15 protein-coding genes and 1 tRNA gene are annotated in these 16522 nt (G+C 64.2%); all 16 read right to left on the bottom strand.

Annotation, left to right across the window (positions count from 1 at the left end; all coding sequences use genetic code 11):
• Positions 1–13 precede the first annotated feature (13 nt).
• The 16 genes from OU02_RS01140 to OU02_RS01215 all read right to left on the bottom strand — a co-directional run bounded on the left by OU02_RS01140 (position 14) and on the right by OU02_RS01215 (position 16366).
• Positions 14–613: a single-stranded DNA-binding protein gene (locus OU02_RS01140; RefSeq protein ID WP_051918168.1), complete on the bottom strand. Its 600-nt coding sequence runs from the start codon at positions 611–613 to the stop codon at positions 14–16.
• A 195-nt stretch (positions 614–808) separates the two neighbouring features.
• Positions 809–2596, bottom strand: a complete 1788-nt coding sequence (locus tag OU02_RS01145; RefSeq protein ID WP_033488374.1) for a proline--tRNA ligase — start codon at positions 2594–2596, stop codon at positions 809–811.
• Between the two features lie 58 nt (positions 2597–2654).
• On the bottom strand, positions 2655–3080 hold the full coding sequence (locus tag OU02_RS01150; protein WP_033488375.1) for a hypothetical protein: 426 nt from the start codon (positions 3078–3080) through the stop codon (positions 2655–2657).
• Between the two features lie 148 nt (positions 3081–3228).
• Positions 3229–4635 (bottom strand): PIF1 family DEAD/DEAH box helicase, encoded by a 1407-nt coding sequence (locus tag OU02_RS01155; protein ID WP_033488376.1) that lies wholly within the window; start codon positions 4633–4635, stop codon positions 3229–3231.
• Position 4636: 1 nt separating this feature from the next.
• Positions 4637–5479, bottom strand: coding sequence for a Cof-type HAD-IIB family hydrolase (locus OU02_RS01160; RefSeq protein ID WP_033488377.1), 843 nt, complete (start codon positions 5477–5479; stop codon positions 4637–4639).
• 18 nt (positions 5480–5497) lie between these two features.
• Positions 5498–6145 carry an oligoribonuclease gene (gene orn, locus OU02_RS01165; RefSeq protein ID WP_033488378.1) on the bottom strand — a complete coding sequence of 216 codons (648 nt, stop codon included), beginning with the start codon at positions 6143–6145 and terminating at the stop codon, positions 5498–5500.
• Between the two features lie 376 nt (positions 6146–6521).
• Positions 6522–8063, bottom strand: coding sequence for an IMP dehydrogenase (guaB, locus tag OU02_RS01170; RefSeq protein WP_033488379.1), 1542 nt, complete (start codon positions 8061–8063; stop codon positions 6522–6524).
• A gap of 46 nt (positions 8064–8109) precedes the next feature.
• Complete coding sequence (locus tag OU02_RS01175; RefSeq protein ID WP_033488380.1) at positions 8110–9291, bottom strand: MraY family glycosyltransferase; 1182 nt, start codon at positions 9289–9291, stop codon at positions 8110–8112.
• A complete protein-coding gene (locus OU02_RS01180) occupies positions 9288–9947 on the bottom strand; it encodes an L-threonylcarbamoyladenylate synthase (RefSeq protein WP_033488381.1) in 660 nt (219 codons plus the stop codon). Before OU02_RS01180 ends, OU02_RS01175 begins: the two co-directional genes overlap by 4 nt.
• A gap of 83 nt (positions 9948–10030) precedes the next feature.
• Positions 10031–11020: a peptide chain release factor N(5)-glutamine methyltransferase gene (gene prmC, locus OU02_RS01185; protein WP_080720443.1), complete on the bottom strand. Its 990-nt coding sequence runs from the start codon at positions 11018–11020 to the stop codon at positions 10031–10033.
• Positions 11021–11069: 49 nt separating this feature from the next.
• Positions 11070–12164: a peptide chain release factor 1 gene (prfA, locus tag OU02_RS01190; RefSeq protein ID WP_033488550.1), complete on the bottom strand. Its 1095-nt coding sequence runs from the start codon at positions 12162–12164 to the stop codon at positions 11070–11072.
• 202 nt (positions 12165–12366) lie between these two features.
• Positions 12367–12440, bottom strand: a tRNA-Ile gene (locus OU02_RS01195).
• A 337-nt stretch (positions 12441–12777) separates the two neighbouring features.
• Complete coding sequence (gene rpmE / locus OU02_RS01200) at positions 12778–12990, bottom strand: 50S ribosomal protein L31 (RefSeq protein ID WP_026643476.1); 213 nt, start codon at positions 12988–12990, stop codon at positions 12778–12780.
• Positions 12991–13219: 229 nt separating this feature from the next.
• A complete protein-coding gene (locus OU02_RS01205) occupies positions 13220–14128 on the bottom strand; it encodes a hypothetical protein (RefSeq protein WP_033488382.1) in 909 nt (302 codons plus the stop codon).
• Positions 14129–14322: 194 nt separating this feature from the next.
• Positions 14323–14982: an ECF transporter S component gene (locus tag OU02_RS01210; RefSeq protein ID WP_033488383.1), complete on the bottom strand. Its 660-nt coding sequence runs from the start codon at positions 14980–14982 to the stop codon at positions 14323–14325.
• A gap of 163 nt (positions 14983–15145) precedes the next feature.
• Positions 15146–16366, bottom strand: coding sequence for an ROK family protein (locus OU02_RS01215; RefSeq protein ID WP_033488384.1), 1221 nt, complete (start codon positions 16364–16366; stop codon positions 15146–15148).
• Positions 16367–16522 lie beyond the last annotated feature (156 nt).

Here is a 16522-nt window from a genome sequence, read left to right on the forward strand (position 1 = left end):
CGGTTTGCGTGCCTTAGAACGACGGCTTCTCATCGGTGAATTCCTCATGGGGATGGTCCGTCCCGCCGCCTGCCGTGGATTGTGCGGGTGGTGCGGTTTCCGGGGCACCGTCACCTTGGCTTGGTGGCATGGCGGCCGCACCGACCAATTCGACCGGTGCGGCCGCTTCTGTATCTGCGGGCGTCGGCGGCGTGGTCTGCGCCGCGGGCGCCTGCACGCGTTCGTCGTTGCCCTCACCTGTGGACTCCTTCGCCATCCTGCGGCAGATTGTGGTGACGTAATTGAGGTCGTGCCCCACATTGCTCGCTTCGAGGACGAGCCGCGAATGCATCTCGCCGTCCTCGCCCGCCCATTCCTCGGTGCCGAGCACACCGCAGACGATGACCGGATTGCCTTTGCGGATGGAGCCCATGATGTTGAGCGCGAGCGAACGGAACGCTTTGACGGCAATCCATGTGGTGGGCAGCTGTTGCCATGTGCCGGTTTTGTCGAGATACCGGCGCGTGCACCCCATTCTGAAAACGCACGCCGGTTTGGCGGGGTCTTTGCCATAGAGCGTGGGGTCGTTGCCCACATTGCCGGTGATGGTGACGAGAGCCTGTTGCAGTGCCATGATGGATCCTTTCGTGCAGAACCATGCGTCCGTGCATGGTGCCTGCATCCACTGTCGCCCAGCGCTCAGGCCCGAGGCAAATCAAACGATCCCCTGTGGTCGGACGCCCCATGACAAAGGCGGGGTGTGGATGGAGTCAGCTCCATCCACACCCCGCCCACAATATGTTGGCTGGCTGCCCTAGCTATGACCCGGTTACTTGAGCATGGCCTCAAGGCGGTCGGCGATCACCTGCGCGGCGGATTCCGCTGGCACCGCCTGGTTGTTCTCGCCGTTGCGGTCACGCACTTCGATTGTGCCGTTGTTGACGGTGTCGCGGCCCGCGACGGCGATGATCGGCACGCCGATGAGTTCGGCGTCTTTGAACTTGACGCCCGGCGAGACCTTCTTGCGGTCGTCGAAGATGACCTCGATGCCGCGGCCCTCGAGTTCGGCCACGAGTGTTTCGGCGGCCTCGAACGCCTGTGCGTCCTTGCCGGTGGCCACGATGTGCACCTGGGCGGGTGCGATATTCGCCGGCCATGCCAGGCCACGGTCGTCGTGGTGCGTCTCGGCGATGCATGCGAGCACACGGCTCACGCCGATGCCGTAGCAGCCCATCCATACCGGCACCGTCTTGCCGTTCTGGTCGAGCACCTTGAGGCCGAGTGCCTCGGAGTACTTGAGGCCGAGCTGGAACACCTGGCCGATCTCCACGCCGCGTTCGAAGCTGAGCGGGCCCGAGCCGTCCGGGCTCATGTCGCCATCGCGCACCTCGACGGCCTCCACCACGCCGTCGGCCTCGAAATCACGGCCGTACACCAGGTCGTAGTAATCCACATCCACTTCGTCGGCGCCGGTGAACCACGCCGAACCGCGGGCCACGTGCGCGTCGATGAAGTAGCGCAGCGCATTGTCGCCGTCGTTCTGCGGGCCGAACGCCATCGGTCCGATGTAGCCCTGCACGAGTTCGGGGTGCGCCTTGAGGTCCTCTTCGGTCGCCTCCTCGAGTTCGGCCGGGGCGAACTGCGCCTCGAGCCGCTTCATGTCGATCGTGCGGTCGCCCGGAATGCCCACAACGACCAGTTCACGCCACGGCTCGTCATGCTCGTCGTCCTCGGCGTGCTTCACCGCCACGACGACGTTCTTCAGGATGTCCGCGGCGGCCCAGTCACGGCCGTCCTCGCGCGGGTATTCGGCGTTCGCGAACGCCACCATCTCGTCGATCGTGCGCGCGTTCGGCGTGGCGCGCTTCGTCGCGGCGGGCGTCGCGGACGCATCGATCTCCTCCACTTCGGGCGTGTGCAGCGCCTCCACATTCCATGCCTTGCCAGAGGGCGCGAGCGCGAACGTGTCTTCACCGATCGGCATTGGCGCGAGGAACTCCTCGGACGCCGAGCCGCCCATCGGGCCGCTCATGGCGAACACTGGCACATACTTCAGGTCGAGGCGCTGGAAGATGCGCTCATACGCGCCGCGCTCGTCCATGTACGCCTGGCGCATGCCCTCTTCGTCCACGGTGAACGAATAGGCATCCTTCATGATGAACTCGCGGCCGCGGATGAGCCCCGCGCGCGGACGGAACTCGTCGCGGTACTTCGTCTGGATCTGGTACAGCGTGACGGGCAGGTCCTTGTACGACGAATACATGTCCTTCACGAGCAGCGTGAACATCTCCTCGTGCGTGGGGGCGAGCAGATAGTCGGACTCGTGGCGGTCCTTCAAACGGAAGATGTTGTCGCCGTACTCCTCCCAACGGTGGGTCGCCTCATACGGCTCGCGCGGCAGCAGCGCGGGGAAATGCACCTCCTGCGCGCCGATGCCGTTGATCTCCTCGCGGATGATCTCCTCGATCTTGTTGAGCACGGACAGGCCGAGCGGCAGCCACGTCCAGATGCCGGGCGCGGCCTTGCGGATATAGCCGGCGCGCTGGAGCAGTTTTGCGGAATCGACGTCTGCGTCTGCGGGGTCTTCGCGCAGCGTACGCAGGAACAACGTGGACATTCGAAGTGCAGTAGTCATACTGTCAAATTATGCGTATTCCCAGACATCTGCGGGCGGTTCACCTACCGTCGCCGGTGCGGCTTTCCACATCCTCCTCGAGCATCTCGTCGTTCACCGTGTGCAGCGGGTAGATGAAGATCATGAGCATGCACACGCAGCCGATGAAATACAGCACATCGCACAATGCCACGGCGCCGAACGAGACGAAGTCGTTGGGGATGAGCAGGCCGATCACCATGACGACCATGCCCACGACCGGCAGCAGCTGCCACACCCACGGATTCGGCGCGTGTTCGCGCGTCTTAGCGCGCACCGAAAGCTGGTAGAACGGCACGATGAACATAAGCCCGCCCACAATGGTGAGCAGATCCGACAGCTTGACCCAGTTCCACACCGGCACCGGCGCCGAGTTGTACATGATGAACGCCACGAACAGCACGATCGCGCCGATCCCCGAAATGATGTATGCGTTCCTGTGCTTCATGGCGTCTCCTCTTCTTGATTGCTGCGGGCGCGGGCATCATACCCGCGTACTGGTTCACAGCAACCCATTGTAGTTACGGCCGTCTCACACACGTGCCGGCACTTCGCAGAGCGTATTCCGCGCCGCGCGCACGCCGCCCGAAGTCCAGTTAGAACAGCTCGTCCTGCATGAACTCGTCTTCCTCATGCGCGCGCTGCCGCTGCACGAACGACTCGGCGCCATCGTGCGCCAATTGCCGCACCGCTTCCGCCGACTTGGCGCGCAGGTCGCCATCAAGCCGGATTGCGTCGTCGCTCACGAGGAACATGCGCTCGTTCACCCCGGTCAGGTACAGCCCGTTGAGCCGCTCCACGCGCGACAGCGCCACGTACCCCATACCGGGCGCGAATGTGCGCTTGAGGTCCATCACCGCGGAGTCGAGCGTCATGCCCTGCGACTTGTGGATCGTGATCGCCCATGCACACCGCAGCGGCACTTGCGAAACCGCGGCGAGCACGGTCTCGCCGTCCATCATCTGCCAATCGCTTGGTTTCATCGTCACCGTGTTGCCGTTCTCGAACTCGACGATCGGCCAGCCGCCCTTGTTCTCGTTCGCGAATCCGCGCACAGTGCCGAGCGAGCCGTTGACGTACTGGTGATCCTGGTCGTTGCGCACGGCCATCACCTCCGCCCCGGCTTTGAGCACGAGCAGTTTCGGCGCGAGCATGTTGCGTTCGAGCCGTTCCACGAGGTTCGCCGGCCCCGCCGTCTGCGCCGCGAACGTGTGCTCTTCGGCGTCGATCTGCCGCAGGCGTTGGTCGTTGAGTTGGTCCGCCTGCCTGTTCACCGGGAACAGGCTCACCGCCTGCCGTCCCGGCTCGGGCAGCACACCGAGGCGCGTGACGAGCATATCGCGGTCCCGCTGGCTCACACAGCCCTGACGGATGTCAGTGAGCACGCGCAGCAGTTGGCCGTCGTCCTGACGGTGCTGTTCGTCGAGATAACAGATCACCGGATCAAGCTCGCTCCACGCGAACGATTCGGTGATGAACCCCTCCGGATTGCGGCCGGCGCGCGCATACCGCTCACGCGAGGCCAGGTATTCCGGACTCGGTGTGATCACGTCGTGGTTGCGGGAGGAGACACTGACCGGAGGCAGTTGGAAGAAATCACCCGAAAGCACCACCTGCAGCCCGCCGAACGGACGGCTGTCGTGGCGCACGATGCGGCAGATCTGGTCGACCATGTCGAACAGCCACGCATGCATCATCGAGACCTCGTCGATGACGAGCACGTCCGCCGCGTTGAGCTTGGTGCGCCGGCGGCTGCGGATGAGCTTGATGAGCTGCTCGGTGAGCGCGGTCGCCACGCCCGCACCGCTCCATGAATGGATCGTCTGGCCATTGATGTGTGTGGCTGCGATGCCGGTGGACGCAGTGACGGCGACCGACGCGCCATGCGCGCGGGCGTGGTGGATGAACTCGTTGAGTGTATAGGTCTTGCCCGCGCCCGGCGCGCCGGTGAGGAACACATTGGCGCCGGCCTCCATGATGCTCAGCGCTTCGGATTGCCGCATGTCAGCCGACCATCCGGTCCACGACGCGGATCACACCTTCTTCGGTGTTCGCCGGCGCAAGGTAGCGCGCCGCCTTCTTGACGCCGTCGTGCGCATTGGCCATGGCGAACGAGAACCCCGCTTCGTTGAGCATGCCGATGTCGTTGAGGTAATCGCCGAACGCGGCAGTCTGCGCGCTGGTCACGCCAAGGGCGCGCTGGATGGCCTTGACGCCTTCGCCCTTGTCCACATGCTTGTCCATGATGTCGACCCAATGCGCGCCCGAAACCACATACTCGTACGGGTCCTGCACGAACCCGAGCTCCTTGCGCGCCATGGCTTCGGCGTCGCCGAAGTCGAAGATGGCGAGCTTGAGGATCTTCTCATCGGGGTACCGCAGCACCTCGCGCAGATCCTTGACTTCGGTGAGCACCTTGTAGTATTTGCTCGCCTCGGTCACGAACGGTGTATCGGTGCGCTGGATGTACGCGCTGTTGAGCCCGCATATGACGAGCCCCAGGTTTTCGCTCGTGGATTCGACCATGCTGATTGTCTCGTCGGTGATCTCGTGGTTCACACCGTGCGTCTCCACGACCTGGCCGTCGACCGCCACCACGTTGCCGTTTTCCGCGATGACCGACATCGGCCGGCCCGCGCGCGCGAACATCTGCTGCAGCGTCTGGTATTGGCGGCCGCTCGCGGGCACGAATGTGATGCCACGCTGTTCAAGGCGGTCCAGCAGCGGCCAGAAACCCACTGGCAGCTCGCTGTCGCCGTCGAGCAGTGTGCCATCCATATCCGCCACCACGAGGCGAATGTCCTGCGGTGTGTCGATTGAGGTCCAATCCTTCAGTTCATCGGTCATGCCCATGCCAGCTTTCGGTCACTTGTTCAGGATGCTTGACTGTTCCACCGCCGTGGCGATCTGCTGCGCCTGGGCGTCACTGGGCCCCGGTTCTGGTGCCATGACCGCGGCACGGTAGTAGCGCAGTTCGTCAAGCGATTCGATGATGTCGGCGAGCGCGCGGTGGCCGCCATTCTTGGCAGGGCGGTTGCGGTAGACGGCCGGGTACCAGCGGCGGGCGAGCTCCTTGATCGTGCTCACATCGATCACGCGGTAGTGTAGGTGTTCCATCAGACCGGGCATGTACCGGTCGAGGAACTTCTTGTCGGAGCCCACGGAGTTGCCGGCGAGCAGCGGCTTGACGCCTTCCGGGGTGAACTGCTTCACGTACTCGATCACACGGCGTTCGGCCTCGGCCACGTCAAGGCCGTCGGCCCATTCGTCGATGAGTCCGGAACGGGTGTGCATGGCGCGCACGAAGTCGTTCATATGTGCCACGGCCGCGTCGGACGGCTTGATCACGAAGTCGATGCCCTCGTCGAGCACGTTGAGTTCGAAATCGGTCGGCACCACGGAGATCTCGCACAGCTCGTCGTGGAAGATGTCGAGCCCGGTCATCTCGCAGTCGATCCAGATGAGCCGGGAGTTCTTTGCCGAATACACTTCGTCGTCGTGTGCGTCCACCATGTGGTTCCTCTTTTCCTCGTTGGGTGCGGCAGGTGCGTTCCGTGCTGCGCATGCGTCGCGTTTGTGAACATTCGAGACTACCTCACGCTGCCGTAGTGCGCCAAGTTCTATCCTGACCGCAGAACAACTGCCCACTATACGCGTGGGGGCGGTGCCTTGATACTCATAGCGCCATGCCAGTGAACCCCTTGCTGTCGAGCCCCACCGCCAGCAATGCCGCAATGGCCTTGCCTCCAACCATATGCCTATGCGTTTCCTTCTGTGTCATCATTGTCCCCTTCTTTTTGTATGTGCATGCCGGTATCGGCATATGGCAAGGGCCGCGCACATGCATGGCAGCATGCGCGCGGCCCCTATCCATTGGTTCTTCTCGCCGTCAGCGGCCCGAGTAGTTCGGCGCCTCGGCCGTCATCACGATGTCGTGCGGGTGGGATTCGCGCAGGCCCGCGTCGGTGATGCGGATGAAGCGGCCCTTTTCGCTCATCTCGGGGATGTTGTGCGCGCCGATGTAGAACATCGACTGGTGCAGGCCGCCGATCATCTGGTAGAGCACGGCGTTGAGCGGTCCGCGGTATGGCACTTCGCCTTCCACGCCTTCCGGCACGATCTTGTCGGTGCTCGTCACGTCGGACTGGAAGTAGCGGTCCTTCGAATACGACTTCTTGCCGCGCGGGGCCATGGCGCCCATCGAACCCATGCCACGGTAGAGCTTGTACTGCTTGCCGTGCAGCAGCACTTTCTCGCCCGGCGCCTCCTCGCAGCCGGCGAGCACGCCGCCGAGCATGACCGAGCTCGCGCCGGCCACGAGGGCCTTGGCGATGTCGCCGGAATAGTGGATGCCACCGTCCGCGATGCACGGCACACCGGCGGCGCGGCAGGCGCGCGCGGCTTCGTAGACCGCGGTCAGCTGCGGCACGCCGACGCCCGCCACGACGCGCGTCGTGCAGATCGAGCCGGGGCCCACGCCCACCTTGACGGCGTCCACACCGGCGTCGATCATCGCCTGCGCGCCCTGGCGCGTGGCGATGTTGCCGCCGATGATGTCGACGCCCTTGAACGCGGAGTCGCTCTTGATGCGGCGGATCATGTCGAGCGCGATCTTCGCTTCGCCGTTGGCGGTGTCGACCACGAGCACATCCACGCCGGCTTCCATCAGTGCCGAGGCGCGCTGCCATGCGTCGCCGAGGTAGCCGATGCCGGCGGCCACGCGCAGACGGCCCTGCTCGTCCTTCGTGGCATCCGGGTACTGCTCGGTCTTCACGAAATCCTTCACCGTGATCAGGCCGGTCAGATGGCCTTCGGCATCGACGAGCGGCAGCTTTTCGATCTTGAACTTGGCGAGCAGGTCATGCGCGTCCGCCTTCGAGATGTTGGCGGGGCCGGTGATGAGGTTCTCCTTCGTCATCACGTCGCGCACACGCAGATGGTCGTAATCCTCGGACGGGATGAACCGCATGTCGCGATTGGTGATGATGCCGACGAGCTTGTTGTCGCGGTCCACGACCGGCAGGCCGGAGATGTGGAACTTGCCGCACAGCTTGTCCAGATCGGCGAGCGTCACGTCGGGGTTCACCGTGAGCGGGTCGGTGATCATGCCGGATTCCGAACGCTTCACCACGTCGACCTGCGCCGCCTGGTCGTCGATCGAGAGGTTGCGGTGCAGCACGCCGATGCCGCCGTTGCGGGCCATGGCGATGGCCATTTCGGCTTCGGTCACGGTATCCATGGCGGCCGAGATCGCCGGCACCTTCATCGTGATGTTGCGGGTCAGATGCGTGGAGGTGTCCACTTCGGAGGGGATTACATCCGTCTCGTTCGGCAGCAGCAGCACATCGTCATAGGCGAGGCCAAGCTGGGCGAAAATCGGAGGGAGAGGGGCGTACGGGGATTGCGCATTCATATCAGGATTTGTAGCCATAGAGCAACTATATGAATTCGCGGCGACGAATGCCACCCGCTGTCCGCTATGCGTTACGGATATGCTTGGCGCGCCCGTTGCGCCGGCGCTCCCCGCCGCCCAGCTCCCCCTGATCGTCATGGGGAAGCTCCTCGACAGCGCCGCGCATAAACCGGTTGAGGTAGGGCGCCATCGTGGCGATTGTAAGGATCACCGCGGCCACCGCGAACACGATGAACACATGCCACGGCGTGAAGAACAGCAGCATGATCGACCCGAACGCAATCAGCGCCGCCCACCCCCACAGGATCAGCACGGCCCCGCGCACACTGTGCCCGATGCGCAGCATGCGGTGGTGCAGGTGCATGCGGTCCGGGTGCATCGGCGACTGCCCCTTGCGCAGGCGCCGCACAATCGCCATCATCATGTCGAGCACCGGCAGAAACAGCACCAGGATCGGCAGCAAGACCGGCATGAACGCCGGCAGGTAGATCGACGTGCTCACCGTGGCTGGGTCGAGGCGGCCGGTCATGACGATTGACGCGCAGGTGATCAGATAACCGAGCAGCATCGACCCCGAGTCGCCCATGAACAGCTTCGCCGGGTGCCAGTTGTGCAACAGGAAGCCCACGCAGATTCCCACCATGGCAATGTCGAGCAACGTGGCCATCGATGCGTATGAGGGCGAGGTGCGGGCGAGGATGTACGAGTAGATGCCGAACGCGATGCCGCCGATGGCCACGATGCCGGCGGCGAGGCCGTCGAGGCCGTCCACGAAATTGACGGCGTTGATCGACACGACGATCAGCAGCGCCGTGATGGCGATCGAAATCGTCGGCGACGCCGTGACAAGCGAGCCGATCGGCAACGCGATGATCTGCAGGCCGCCCCATGCTACGAACACCGCGATGAGCAGCTGCCCGGCGAGTTTGAGCATCCAATCCAGATCCCACACGTCATCGGCAATGCCCAGCAGGCAGATCAGTATGGCGCCCGCCATCACAATCCACGCCTGGTGGTTCTGCCGGAACACGCCTTGCAGGAAGTCAAGCCGGGAGGCGAAGAGCATGGCCGTGAGGAATCCGCACAGCATGGCCAGACCACCCATGCGCGGGGTCGGTATGGTGTGCACGTCGCGTTTGCGCACCTCCCCCACCGCGCCCAAGCGAATCGCCAGATGGCGCACGATCGGCGTGAACAGGTAGGTCGCGCACGCCGCCACCAAAGCGATGAACAGATAGACCCTCATGCGCCCAGACCACCACCGTTGAGGTGGATCGCGCGGCGGATCACCGCGGCCGGGATCACGCCTTCGCGCAGGATCTCGATGCCGTCGAGCCCATATGGGTCGGCCGCCACAACAGTGCTTGCCACATGCCCGGCCGTCGCGCCGCCGTCGATGTACAAGTCGATGGCATCTCCAAGCGACTCCACCGCCTCCTGCACGCAATGCGCGCTCTGTTCGCCCGAACGGTTCGCGCTCGACGCGGCGACCGGGCCGGTCACGCGCAGCATGGCGAGCGCCGTGACGCTGTTCGGCACGCGGATGCCCTGCGTGCGCGCGCCGTTCGGGGCCACACGCACAGTCGCCAACGGGCTGCTGTCGCGCGCCACAGCGATCGGCGAGAACGCGCCCGGCAGGAATTGCGCGGCGAGCCGGTTGAGCGGCGACGGCAGGTCGAGCCCGAGCGCGTCCAGATCGTCCACCGAAGCCATGATCACTTGGAGCGCCTTGTATTGCGGGCGCCCTTTCGCTTTGTAGATGCGCGCGATCGCCTCTGGATTGCATGGGTCGCACACAATGCCGTACACGGTGTCGGTGGGCATCACCACGAGTCCGCCGCGCGCCAAGATCTGCTTCGCCTGTGCGAACGACTCTTCATCTGCTTTGCGTATCTGGCTCATACTGCCTCCTTCATCACACCGTGCGCACGCGCGTCTCATTCCAACCTAGTACGGCAATCAGCCAACGCGCCAGCTGCCGAACGCTACCGCGTGGCGACGAGGTAGCGCGGCCGTCCGGTCAGATCCGTGTGCGTGCGTGCTTCCGTGAACCCGCTCGCGCGCGCGAACGCGACGGTGCGGTCGCCCTGCGTGATGTCATGCTCCATGACGAACAGGCCGCCTGCACGCACAAGTGCGGCGGCGCGCACGATGATGCGCTCGGGGATCATCATGCCGTCGGCCGAGCCGCCATAGAGCGCGGTGTCGGGGTCGAAGTCGCGCACTTCGGGCTGTTGCGGCACGTTCGTGAGCGGAATGTACGGCGGATTGCTGATCACCACGTCGGCGGTGCCGTCGAGTGTGGCGAGCGTGACCGGGCACGTCGCGTCGGCCACTTCGAGATGGTAGTTCGCCACGAGGTCGGGGAAGCGCTCGCCGACTTTGTGCATGTTGCGGCGCGTCCACTGCGCAGCCTGCGTGTCGAGTTCGACGGCCCACACCTGCGCGCCGGGGACCTCGGTGGCGATCGCCAGTCCGATCGCACCGCTTCCCGCGCACAGGTCGACGACGCGCGGCGAGTACAGGCCGTGTGCGGTGATCCAGTCGATTGCCTCCTGCACCACGAGCTCGGTTTCGGGGCGCGGCACGAATACGCCGGGGCCCACTTCCAGCTCAAGATAGCGGAACGGCGCATGGCCCACGATGTGCTGCAACGGTTCGCGTGCCTCGCGCCGGGCGAGCATGGATTCGAATTCGGCGAGCGGCGCGGGGCGGTTGCCATGCTCGCCGTCCTCCGCGGCGGACGTGAGCTGGTCGACCGTGTCGTCCATCAGCGCGGCCTTGTCCACGTCGGACGGCGTGCTTCCGGTCGCCTCCGCGAGCAATAGCTTCGCGTCGTGGCGCGCGGTGTCGACGCCCGCCTTCGTGAGACGCGCGGCGGCGGCGTCGAGCAGCGTCGCCACACGCGGGGCGACCGCGGTCGATTCCGCAGGAGATACGCTGATACCCTCGGTGGGGCGCGTCTGTTCGTTCATCGTGGTCTGTCTCCTCACAGGTGGTTGGCACAGGCGTGCGCGCGGTGTGTCACTGGTCGCTCTGCTGCGCCAAGCGCTGCTGTTCGTCGGCCTGTACATCGCTGTCGATGACCGCCTGCAGGTCGCCGTCGAGCACGGCGTCGAGATTGTAGGCCTTGTAGTTCGTGCGGTGGTCCACGATGCGGTTCTCGGGGAAGTTGTAGGTGCGGATGCGCTCGGAACGGTCCAGCGAGCGCACCTGCGAATGGCGCATGTCGGCGGCTTCGGCGGCCTCCTGCTCGTGCTTCATCGCGAGCAGACGGCTCTTGAGCACGCGCAGCGCGGCCGCACGGTTCTGGATCTGCGATTTCTCATCCTGCATGCTCACGACGATGCCGGTCGGGATGTGCGTCATGCGCACGGCGGAATATGTCGTGTTCACGGACTGTCCGCCGGGGCCGGAGCTCATGAAGATGTCGATCTTGAGGTCCTTGGGATCGATCTCGATCTCGTCGTCGTCCTCGTCCGCTTCCGGGAACACGAGCACGCCCGCCGCGGACGTCTGGATGCGCCCCTGCGATTCGGTCACGGGGATGCGCTGCACGCGGTGCACGCCGCCTTCGTATTTGAGCGACGCCCACACGCCGTCTTCCGGTGCGGGCGTGCCTTTGGCCCGGATGGCGAGCTGCACGTCTTTGACACCGCCGAGCTCGGTCGCGTTCTCGCTTTGCACAGTCACGCTCCACCCGCGCTTTTCGGCGTAGCGCGTGTACATGCGCAGCAAATCGCCGGCGAACAACGCGGCCTCTTCGCCGCCGGTGCCGGCCTTGATCTCCATGATCACGTCGCGCGCGTCATCCGGATCGCGTGGGATGAGCGCCGTGCGCAGGCGCTCCTGCGCGGCGGGCAGCTTGTCTTCGAGACGCTTGGCCTCGGCGGCGAAGTCGGCGTCGTCCGCGGCCATCTCGCGCGCGGCCTCAAGGTCGTCCGCAAGCGCGCGGTACTGCTGGTATGCGGTCACGATGCCGGAGAGCTGCGCGTGGCGGCGTCCGAGCTTGCGCATGGTGTCTGGGTTCGACGCGGCCTCGGGCTGTGCCATCTGCTGTTCGATGTTGCGGTACTCCTCGAGCGCGGTGAGTGCGGCGGGGAATTGTTCGTCTGCCATATGGTCTTGTGTGCCTTTTCTCTGTGCGCCGTGCGAATCGGCCTTATGCCCGCATTCGTCATGCGTGTGCGCGGTGCGTTCATAACCAAACTGCTTCATCCTATCCAAGTGGGTAGTCTGTACCGCTTGCACCGGCGTGACGGTTGCGTCCATTCCCCGCGGGTGCCGGTGCATGCAGATGCGATATTGGCGAACAAAGAAGTGGGGCCTCAGGGGCTTGAACCCTGGACCGGCGGATTATGAGTCCGATGCTCTAACCGACTGAGCTAAGGCCCCACGCTGTGCCGCGCCGTGCGGAGGTCCCGCGACCGATGCGACCAACGGCATAAGTCTAGCAGCACGACCGACAACCGGCCCTGTCCGTCCGAAAAAACGGTGGCGTTCCGTGTTTTCGGACAGTTGCAGCCCGTAACTGTCTCAAATCACGTGGCGTGTGCGGGATTTCGGTCGCAAACGGATGCCAAACGACCGAAATCCCGCGCGCTGCAAGATTTTTGCGACAATTGGCAGCTCGACCGCATAGGGCCATGGGGCATGCGGCATGGAGGCATATGCCACCAGATATGAACAACGCCAGCCCTGAGGCTGGCGTTGTTCATACCACACAGAAGAATCAGTTGCTCTTCTTGCCGTAGCGCTTCTCGAAGCGAGCCACGCGGCCACCGGTGTCGAGAATCTTCTGCTTGCCGGTGTAGAACGGATGGCACTTCGAGCACACGTCAACAGTCATGTGATCGCCCTTGGCGGTCGACTTGGTGACGAAGGTGTTGCCGCACGAGCAAGTGACCTGCACGGCGTGATAATCAGGATGGATACCCTGCTGCATAATTTGTCTCCTAAAGATACGGGGGACCCGGGTCGCCATGCCCCAATGGCAGGCGTGAACCGGATACATGCCATTGTACGACCCCGTTGGACGGGGATCGCAGGCCGAAACTGCCTCACACGCCCTGTTGGGCATGCTTGCCAGCCTCGCCATTACTACCCAACAGCTCGGCGGCCGTGGTATTCCCGGACTGTTGCGAGCCGGTGAGGAGCGATCGCGACGTAGTGGCTCAGTCCTTCTTCTGCTGGCTCTGCCGCCTCTGCTTGTCCTGTTCGGCGCGTTGCTGCTCCTGCTTCGTCTTCTCCTCGGCGGCGCGGCGCTGCTGTTCGGTGGCCTTCCGTTCGTCGTCGGCGATTTTCTGGTCGCGCGAGGCGTTCACGCGTTCGACGGCGGCGCTCAGTTCGCGTTCAAGTGCCTCCATGCGCCCCATGTCCCCCGCGTCATGCGCCTGCTGCGCCGAGGCGAGCAGCTTCGACAGATCGTCCCATGTCGCATTGTCGGCCACGTTGCCGCGCGTCAGGTCGAGCGTCGTCTGCACTTCGCGCAGCGTCGCGCTGAATGTCTCACGGCGGTCCGCCAGGTCTTTGCTCTGCTTCGACGCGGTGACGCCATCCACCGCGGACTGCAGCGATGCGGTGTGCGTGTCGAACCATTCGCTGTGCTCGTCAATCAGCTGCAGACGGTCGTGGTATTGCGCGGCGCTGGCCACATCGCAGGTGATCCGCTCGGGCATCGTGGCGCTGAGCTGTTCGTCGAGCGCACTGATGGTGGCGGTGTCGTCCACCTGGATGTCGGAAATGGTGCCTGCCTGCGCGCCGTCGCCTTCACGCAGCTGGGTGTAGGCGGTGCGCTTGTTTTCGAGTCCGCTCATCGCCTGTTCGCATTGCGTGCGGTAGAGCGCGACCTGCTGTTCGCGGCGCTGGTTGGCGACCATGATGCCGACCACGATCAGCGCGAAGACCGCGAGCACAGCGAGCGACCCGAGGACCATGCGCACATACATCGGATGGTCGTCCTCGTGGTCAGGTTTGCGTGGGGCCGGCTTCTTTGCCATGGCCGCGATTTCATTGGGATTGATCAGCTCGGTCTGCGTACCCGGTTCGGGCGATGCGTACAGGATTGTGCGATCGTCAAGCATGAGCCTTCCTTACTTCTTCTCCGCTCATTCTCAGGCGCGCGCCCAGACACTGGGCCATGGGCACGATCAACTCCAGTGTATGCCGTGGGCGTACTTTCCGTGCACAATCCATCTTGCGTAGTGATACGCGCGTATGCATGACGCCCACCTCAGGGGCGGGCGTCATGCATGCACAATATGGAACGGAACGCAGCTCAGTCGAGCGGTTGCGCGGCCTTCTGACGGTCGGCGAAACGAACCGCACGCCCCGAGGCGAAGCGGTCGAGCACGCCCGTCTTGGCGATGGCGATATACAGGAACCACGAGAACACGCCGGCGATCAACACACCGCCCACCACTTCGCTAATCATATGGATGATGCCGCGCGGGCTGAACCATGCCACCCCTTGGTAACGGAACAGCATCAGGTACACGCCGTATTCGATGCCCGTACACAGGCCTGAAAGCATGGCCATCGGCAGATTGAACACGCGGTAGCGCGTGACGGCGAACGGCAATTCGGAGAACAGGCCCTGCAGCGCCGCCGAAAGGAAGATGAACCCGAACGAGAAGCTGTTGCCGAGCACCATCTCAGCCGCGCAGCCCACCAGGTTGACGAAGATCGCGGATCCGGGCTTGCGCAGGATGAGCACGGCGAGCGTGCCGGAGAAATACCAGACGCCGTGCAGGATACTCGCGAATCCCGGCAGCAGGCCTCCCAGGACCGGCGAAATCGAACTGTATGCGAAATTGAATCCCCAGAAGATGATGCCGGCGGCCACGCCGAGAGCGGCGGCCACGGCGATGTCGGCGGGCGTCCAGCGCAGGCGGACGCGGGAACGGACAGGGGTTGGTTGTTGGGTATGGTCGACCATGGAAGTCCCTCTTCCTCACAGCACTGCGCACAGCATGACTTTGGCGATCTGCCGACGTCCCTTGACCTGCGCAGCTCGGGCGGGGACGCCGCAAGACAGCGTAGCACCGCACCGCGAGACGGCCACTATGCGAACTGCATATTGAGATGGAGTGCGTGCGCGCTCATCCGAGGTAGCGCAGCGGGTCGTCGATGAAATTGCGCAATCCGGTCTGCGCGGCGCCGAACAGCGCCGGGCGCGAAATGCCCGAAGCGCGCAGCAGGCGCACATTGAGCGTGCCGCGCGAGAGGATGCGCTCCTGGATGCGCGCCGCCATGCGCGCCAGCACATCCGCGGGCACACGCGACCAACTGCCACCGATGATCACGGTGTCGAGATCGGCCAGATTGATGACCGACGTGAGCATCGACGTCATGGCATGCCCGGCGTCGGCGAACACCGCCGTGGCGACCGGATCGCCTTCCTGCACGCGCCTGCCGAATTCGTCGAGCGCCTCCTGCGAGACAGCGGCATTGCCTTCGGCCACGCCGGCGGCCTCTACCATGGACCGGCGGCCGGCGTAGGCTTCGACGCAGCCGCGGCGGCCACAACGACAGACGGGCCCATCCATCTGCACCGAAAGATGGCCGATCTCGCCGGCGAAGCCACGGTCGCCGGTGACCACGCGTCCCCCGCGCACAATGGCGCCGCCGATGCCGATGTCGGTCGACACATACAGGAACGATCCGTTCGGCCCCACGATCCCCTCGTCGGTGCGCTGCGTGGCATACCCCGGCAGCTGCGCCACGGCAGCCATGTTCGATTCGTTCGCCACCACCACGTCGAACCGGCGGATCAGGTCGAAACGGCTCAGGTCGAGGTCTTCCCACCCCAGGTTGCGCGCCATGAGCAGATGGCCGTCCTCGGTCACCAGACCGGGCAACGCAAGGCCGACGCCGGCGATCATATAGTTCTGCGCGCGCAGTGTCTTCTCCTGTTCGATGAGCATGGTGTCAAGCTCGTCGAACAGTGCATCGGCGTCGGCGTCGTGCAGGTCACGCGCAATCCAGCGTTCGGCCACGACACTGCCATCGAGGTCAAGCACCATATAGCCATAGCCATCGGTATTGATCTGGATGCCGATGCCGCACACACTGCCGCCCGCGATGCTTAGCGGCGTGCTGGGGCGCCCGTACACCGACTGGACAAGCGGCGCGCCCTCCTTGACGATGTGGTGCGAGAGGAGCATGGAGACGAGTAGCGACATCGTGGCTTTCGTGAGGCCGGTCTCCTTGGCAAGGTCGGCACGGCTGAAGGCGCTTGTGGAACGGAGCATCGTATTGAGCACCACGGATAGGTTGTGGTTGCGTAGGTCGTCCTGATTGATACGCTTGAGAACCGTCATAAGACACTCCTTGTTTGCTCCGGCCCGACAGTGCAGCCACTCTCCGACCCGCGTGGCGTTGCCCCGCCAACACATCGTATGCTACACTACCCATTATAGTTTATTCATCTAACTATATAGGCTGTCCGCACGCTGCGCACGCACGCCGCAGTGCCC

Source organism: Bifidobacterium pseudolongum subsp. pseudolongum DSM 20099, assembly GCF_000771225.1.
In the GTDB taxonomy this organism is placed as follows: domain Bacteria; phylum Actinomycetota; class Actinomycetes; order Actinomycetales; family Bifidobacteriaceae; genus Bifidobacterium; species Bifidobacterium pseudolongum.